Raw genomic sequence first — 7,679 nt, forward strand, 5'->3', positions numbered from 1 at the left:
CACAGCGCCGTCGGAATCCGCGCGAATGTCACTTGCCGTTTCACCAGCCGTTCGCTCAGGCTTTGCAGATCCCACGGCTGCATCCCGCGCATTTCGACCGTCGCGCCGCGCAGGAGTGCAGGCAGCGTTTCGTGCAACGCGACGTCGAAATTGATCGTCGATGAGTGGAGCACTGTGTCGTCGTCGCTGATGCCGTAGGTTGTGAGGAAGTCCCGCAGGTGCGTCCATAACGCGCCGTGGCTCACGCCGACACCCTTGGGTCTGCCGGTCGAGCCCGAGGTGTACAGCACGTAAGCGAGCTGGTCGGGGTGCAGCGCAACGTCAATGTGCGGCTTCGACTCTTGCTCAGTGGCTGTGCTTATCATCGTTTCTGCGTCAAAGTGTTGCGGTGTCTCAGTGCCCATCAGTGACTCGCGCGCTGCGCCCGTCCGTGGCGCCGCAGAAGCAACGTTCGACTGCGACTGTGACTGCGCCTTCGCCTTCGCGTGCGCTTCCGCAGCAGCCGCAGCTACCGCCATTGCCCCTACCTCCACTACTTCACACCCCGCAAGCACCTCACCAACCCGCGCCGCACTCGCCGCATCCGCCACCACCTGCACGATCCCGGCATCGCCGATCATCTGCGCGAGGCGCGCGGCCGGGTAATCCGGGTCGAGCGGCACGAACGCACCACCGGAGCGAATAATCCCAAGCAACGCCGCGATCAGCGCCGGTCCTCGCGCGACACACAATCCCACGCGCCGCTCAGCACCGACACCTCGAGCGATGAGCCGCGAAGCAATTGCCGCCGACCACGCATCAAGTTCAGCATACGTGAGCGACTCATCTTCACAGCGCAGCGCAATCGCCTGCGGCGTACGCTTTGCCTGCGCCGCAAGCGCCATCCCAAGCGACTCGAACGCATAGGACTTCAGCGGCTTCCCTTCATGCTGCAAAGGCAACGTCAACGATCCAACCCTTCGCCGCACATCATCAACCATCTGCTCAAGCACCGCTTCGTATTGCGATGCAATCCGCTCCACTGTGCCAACGTCGAACACATCGGCCGCATAGTTGAACATCAGGCGCAAGTTGCGCCCATCGTCGACGACGTTCAGCACCAGATCGAAACGCGCCGTATCCGTGCCGCCCGCCTCCGGCTCAACGACGAGACCGGGCATCGCAACCGATGCGTCGCTCGTCGCCTGCTCGAGATTGAACATGACCTGGAACAGCGGCGAGCGTCCGAGCTCGCGATCGATCCGCAACGCGTCGAGAATGCGGCCGAACGGTATCGAGTGATGCGCATGCGCCTCGAGCACGCGCTCATGCAGTCGCGACAGCAACGTCGCACACGGCATGGTGCCGTCGACGTCCACATCGATCACAAGCGTGTTGACGAAAAAACCGATTAGCCCTTCGCTCTCGCTGCGCTGCCGTCCCGCCGACGGCACGCCGATCCGCAAGCCCGGCTGACCGCCGTAGCGGTACAGCAGCGCGGCATAAGCGCCGAGCAACACGGTGAAAAGCGTCGTGCGCTGTGCGCGCGCGAGTTCGCGCAGACGCTCGGCAAGAGCCGGGCCGACATCGCGCCGCACGCGTCCGCCTTCGACGCCGCGCACCGCTGCCCGCGGCCGGTCCAACGGCAATTCGAGCGCGGGACGCTCGGCTCCAAGGCGCTGTTTCCAGTACGCAAGATCGTCGGCAAACGCGCCGTCTTCCCATTCGTTCTGCCACGCCGCGACATCGCCGAAATGAATGTCGAGCGGCGGCAGTGCGCAAGTCAACGCGTCATGCTGACCATCGAGCGCCGCGCGATACAGCGCCGCCAGTTCGCGAACGAAGAGCGCCTGCGACCAGCCGTCGGACACGATGTGATGCACGACGATCGACAGCGCGTGACATTGCGCATCGATCCCGATGAGGTCGACGCGCAGCAGCGGCCCTTGCTCGAGATCGAACGGTTCGCGCGCGGCGGCACGCAGCATGTCGCGCAATTGCGCGGGATCGTCGAGCGTATGTTCGCGCCACAGGTAGCACGCGTCCGCGGCGATGCGCTGGGCCGCGACGCCGCGCGTCTCGACGAAGCGTGCACGCAACGCGCCGTGGCGAGCGACGAGCGCATCGAACGCACGGCGCAATGCACGCACATCGAGATGCCCCGTCAAACGCAGCGCGCGCGACAGGTTATACGCGGGGTTCAGCGGATCGAGCTTCCAGAGGAACCACAGACGTTCCTGCGCGGGAGCGAGCGGATAAGTTGCCGCGCGCGAAAACGAAGAAGACGCATCGGCGCTCGACGCTTCTGCGTCTGCTGATTTAGTTGCGTCATCAACTTCGCGCGACAACGGCACGATCGGCACACGCGCGGGATCGATACCCTGCTCGCGCGCCTTCTCGCGAAACCGCCGCCGACGTTCCGGCGATAGCGCCGCGTACTTGCGCGCAATCGCCAGCGCCTGGCTCGGCGCTTCGCTCACGGTAGCGCTAGCGGCAGCGGAGGAACCAGTAGAAGCAACCGTCGCAGCCGGTTCGTTGCGAATCGTAGTCAGCATAGTGGCAATCTGAATAGGTCAACGCGGCTTCGCGGCCGCGTGTGATGTTTGTCTTTGAGCAATGAGCGGCTTGAGTCGTTGAGTTCGAGCAGCGCAGTCTCGTCGTGCATGCGCTTGCTTGCGCGAGCTGATGACGTGACGCCGATATATCGACGGCACGGCTTCGCCCACGCGCGATTCGCGTCGAACGCTGAACAAGCGATACATTCGACGCGGACCATGCAACCGTGCGCGCGCCGACCTGGCGAACAGCGCCATTGCGCAACCGCCATTCCCTCGCGGATTTCAATCGAGTCCATCGAACAACCCATCGAGCGCCTGCAGTTCATCGTTCGACGAAGCCCTGCCAGAAGCCTCCCCCTCGACGCGATCGTCAAGCAGCGTGGCCAAGAGCGCCGGCGTCGGCTGCTCAAACAGCGCGGCCAGCGCAACCTTGCGACCAAGCTGCTCCGACAACCGCGCAACGACGCGCACAGCCGCGAGCGAGTGTCCACCAAGCGCGAAGAAATCATCGTCCGCGCCGATCCGCTCGAGCCCGAGCACGTCGCCAAAAAGCCGCGCGATAAGCATTTCCATTTCGCCCGACGGCTCGACCCACGACGACTCGGTTGCAGGCGTCGTCTCGAAGCGCGCGAGCGCGTTGCGATCCAGCTTGCCGTTCGCAGTGCGCGGCAACGCGTCGATCGCATAGAGCGCCGCCGGAATCATGTAGCCGGGCAGCCGCGCGGCAAGCATCTGCCGCCAGCCGGCCGGCACCGCGCGCGCTTCACGATCAGGCTCATTAACAACTGCACCGACGACATACGCGACGAGCCGCGCCTCGGCATCGCCCGCACCCGGCACGAGCGCGACGGCCGCGTCGAGCACGCCGTCGCACTCGCGCAGCGCCGCCTCGATCTCGCCGAGTTCGATCCGATAGCCGCGCAGCTTCACCTGCTGATCGATCCGGCCGAGAGTTTCAAATTCGCCGTCGGTCCGCTCGCGGCACAGGTCGCCAGTGCGGTACATGCGCGCGCCCGGCGCGCCGTAGGGATCGGGCACGAAGCGCTCGGCGGTGAGACCCGCGCGGCCCAGATAACCGCGCGCAAGATTTTCGCCGCCGATGCACAGCTCGCCGACGCCGCCTTGCGGCGTCAACTGCCCGCTCGCGTCGACGATGCGCAGCGCGTTCGCATGCAACGCGCGACCGATCGTGATAGGTCCACTCCCAGACACGCGAGCGCAACTCGACCAGATCGTCGTCTCCGTGGGACCATACAGGTTCCACAACTCGACACCGCGTTGCACAAGCTGCACCGCGAGATCGGCGGGCAACGGCTCGCCGCCCGCGATGCCGGTAAGCCGCCCGCGCGACGCCCCATGCCAACCCGATTCGATCAGCAGACGCCAGCCGCTCGGCGTCGCCTGCATGAACGTCGCGCCGCTTTCGTCGATAAGCCGCGCGAGCGCCGCGCCGTCTGCCACCGTTTGCGCGTCGGCCATTTCGGCACACGCGCCTCGCGTCAACGGCAAGCAGAATTCGAGCAGCGAAATATCGAACGACGGCGTCGTGACCGACAATAGTACGTCATCCTGATGAAGTCCCGGCGCGATGCCGACGCTTGCAAGCAGCCGTGCCAGCGCGCCGTGCGAAACCGCAACGCCTTTCGGCCGGCCCGTCGAGCCCGACGTATAAATCACGTAGGCGAGCTGTGAATCGGTGCACGGCGATATGGGCGGCAGTGCGCTTGCTGCGTCGTGGACCAAGGCATGTTCACCGCTTCCCGCGTCGAGCACAATGCGGTTATCGAGCGCGCCACCGAGTCGCGCCCGGCCCTCGTCATCCGCGATGACGCGCACAACGCCCGCATCTTCCAGCATGCCCGCGAGGCGTTCGGCCGGGAACGACGGATCGAGCGGCACATAAGCCGCGCCGCTTCGCCACACGCCGAGCATGCTCGCGATCAGCGCGGGCGAGCGGCGCATGCAGACGGCCACGCGCTCCTCTCGCGCGACGCCGCTCACGCGCAAGCGTGCATCGATTGCGACGGACCAGCGGGCGAGCGTCGCGTAGTCGAAGGCCTCGCCGTTCTGGCGCACCGCGACGCGCTGCGGCACGCGCGCGGCTTCGACCGCAAAGCGCTCGTGGCAGGCGCGCAGCGCGGGCGGCGGCAACGGCAACGGCTCGGCCTCCGGCGCACCGCGCCGCGCCGCGAGTTCGCCGACGAAGCGCGGCGCGCGCTCTCCTTCATCGGCGAGTTGGTCGATGAGCGCGAGGTATTGCCGCTGCAACTGCTCGACCTGCGTGCGCGCAACGCGCCGGCTGTCCCACTGCCATTGCAGTTCGATGCGCGTGGCCGGGAGGATCGTCAGCGTCAGCGGATAGTGCGTGCGCTCGAATGAATCGACGGAGTCGACGCGCAGCGCGCCCGCTTGCGCCGACGCCGCGCGCGTCGCAACCGGATAGTTCTCGAACACGATCAGACTATCGAATAGCGCATCGCCGCTGCGCCCGGCCCACTGCTGCAACGACGCGAGCGGCGTATGCTCGACCTCGCGCATTTGCAGGTTGTACGACTGCAACGCGTCGAGCCACGCGGCTATCGTGACGTCGCCGCGCACCGTCGAAAACACCGGCAGGCTATTGATAAAGAGTCCGAACATATCCTCGGCGTGAGGCAACGATGCGGGGCGCCCCGCCACCGTCACGCCGAACGCGACCGACTGCTTGCCGCTCAGCCGCGCGAGCAGCACGGCCCACGCTCCCTGCATCAGCGTATTGAGTGTCACGCGATGCCGCTGTGCGGCGCGGCGCACGCGCGCATCGAGCGGCGCGTCGAGTTTCAGCGCGATCTTGCGCGCCGCGCTCGCGGGTTCGCTCGGAGCCGTGTCGAGCGGCGCGGCGAGGCTCGAGGTCAACGTACCGGCATCGTCGGCGGCTTTCAGGCGCTCGCTCCACCAGTCGCGGGGATCGGGCTGCGCCGCGAGCCATTCGACGTAACGACGATACGACGGCGGTGTATGCGCGGGGGCGTGCGCAGCGGCGTGCGTGACGCCCAACGCGCGCTCGTAGTCGTCGAAGACTTCGGCGAGAAGCCGTGCACCGCTCCAGCCATCCGTCAGCACATGATGATGCGTGCGCACGAGATCGAAGCGGCCATCGGGACGGCGGAACACATTGACGCGCATCAGCGGCGCACGCGACGGGTCGATGCCCGCGGCGACGTCGGCCGAGCGCCACTCGGCAAGACGCGCATCGTAGTCCTGCACATCGCGCCAGTCGTGCACTCCGAACGGCAGCACGGCTTCGCGCTGCACGATCTGCAATGCGGCTTCACCATGCCGCCACTCGAAGCGCGTGCGCAACATGTCGTGCCGCGCGATAGCGGCCTGCCAGGCCGCGCGCAGCGCGGTGGCGTCGAGGCGGCCGTCGAGCGTCAATTGCAACTGATTCACGTAGACGCCTTCGCCACGCTGCAACTCGCTGTGATAAAGCAGACCCTGCTGCAAGGGCGTCGCGGGATAGATGTCGGCGATGCCGCCAAGCGCCAGGTTCAGCGCGCGTAGCTGCGTCTGATCGAGGCCCGACAGAGGGAAGTCCGATGCCGTCGCGCCTTGGGGCGCGGCGACGCAATGCGCGATCATCGCGTCGACATGCTGACCGAAAGTATCGACGATGCGCTCGACGCTCTCGCGATCGATCCGCGCCGGGTCGAAACGCCAACGCAGCAACAGCGTGTCGCCGGTGACGATGCCGTTCAGGTCGAGCGCGTAATCGAGGCGTGCGCCGGCGCCGTGGCTGCTGCCGGCATCCTCGGAACTAAAGGCGAAACGCGACGCCGGATCGAACGACTGATCGAAGCGCCCGAGATAGTTGAAGCTGATCGCGGGGCGCGGCCGCGTGCGGCTCGCGTCGAGCAATCCCCAATGCAAGCCCTTGTTCGGCACCGCGCGCACACGTTCCTTGACGGCGATGAGCGCGTCCCCCGGCGCAGCGGGCGACGCGGGCAGCGCGACCGGGAAACGCGTCGTGAACCAGCCGACGGTGCGGCTCAGGTCCGCGCCGTCGATCACGTCTTCGCGGCCGTGGCCTTCCAGTTCGACGGCGATCTCGGCCGCGCCGCTCCATGCGCCGAGCGCCTGCGCAAGCGCGGCGAGCAGCAGTTCGTCGACCCGCGTCCGATACGCGCGCGATGCGTTGTGCAGCAATTCGCGTGTGCGGCGTGCATCGAGTGTCCAGTCGATCGTTTCGCTTTCAGCGACGCGCGTGCCTGCGGGTGCGCGAAGTGGAAGATCGGGAGCAGCGTCGACGACGCTTAGCGCTTCGCGCCACCAGTTTGCTTCGGACTGGACGTTGTTTGATTCGGCATACTGATGAAGTTCACGGACCCATGCGCGCCAGGGCATCGACGGGGCCGGCAGGTGGATGGGTTCGTTGCGTTCTGCTTGTTCGTAGGCGGTTTGCAGTTCTTCGAGAAGCACGCGCCACGAGACGCCGTCCACTGACAGGTGATGGATCGCGATCAGCAGACGGGTTTCGTTTGGAGTCTCGAAGTGACCGATGCGCCAAAGCGGGCCGCGCTCGATGTCGAGGCTCGACTGGATGTTGTTGCAGGCCGTTGCGAGGTCGGCGAGCGAGGGGAGCTTTTCGTGGCGGACGATGGCGGTTTGCGAATCCTTCGCCGCTTCCGTTACCACGGTCTGCTTCCACTCCCCGGCGTCTTTTACGAAGCGCAGACGCAGCGCGTCATGGCGCGCCTCCAGGGCCGCGACCGCGCGCTCGAGCGCCTCAGGCACGAGCCGCCCCTTCACCTTCAGCAGCACCGCCTGGTTCCAGTGCGATTCCCCTTGCGGATAGCGCTCGAAGAACAGCCGCTGGATCGGCGTCAGTGCGAGCGGCGCGCCGTCGTCGGCCTCAAGCGCGACGTGCGAGTCGAGCCGTTGCGCACGCTGCGCGAGACCGCTCACCGTCGGATGCTCGAAGATCTGCCGCGGTGTCAGCCGCCATCCCGCCTCGCGCGCCCGTGCGATGATCTGCAGGCTCTGGATCGAGTCGCCGCCAGCTTCGAAGAAGTTGTCGGTGACGCCCAGATCGTCGCGTCCGAGCACGGCGCTCCAGATCGACAGCAGCACCGATTCGATCTCGTTCGATGGCGCCACGCACTC

General features: G+C 66.4%; 2 protein-coding genes. Both read right to left on the reverse strand.

The genetic code is table 11. The features are described from left to right. On the reverse strand, nucleotides 1-2,534 hold a 2,534-nt coding region (locus tag C8K18_RS32895; protein WP_146190909.1), incomplete at its 3' end, for a condensation domain-containing protein. A gap of 285 nt (nucleotides 2,535-2,819) precedes the next feature. Continuing rightward, nucleotides 2,820-7,679, reverse strand: a 4,860-nt coding sequence (locus C8K18_RS32900; RefSeq protein ID WP_132384655.1) for a non-ribosomal peptide synthetase, incomplete at its 5' end; no start/stop codon positions are given.

Source organism: Paraburkholderia sp. GV068 (assembly GCF_003058125.1).
GTDB lineage: Bacteria > Pseudomonadota > Gammaproteobacteria > Burkholderiales > Burkholderiaceae > Paraburkholderia > Paraburkholderia graminis.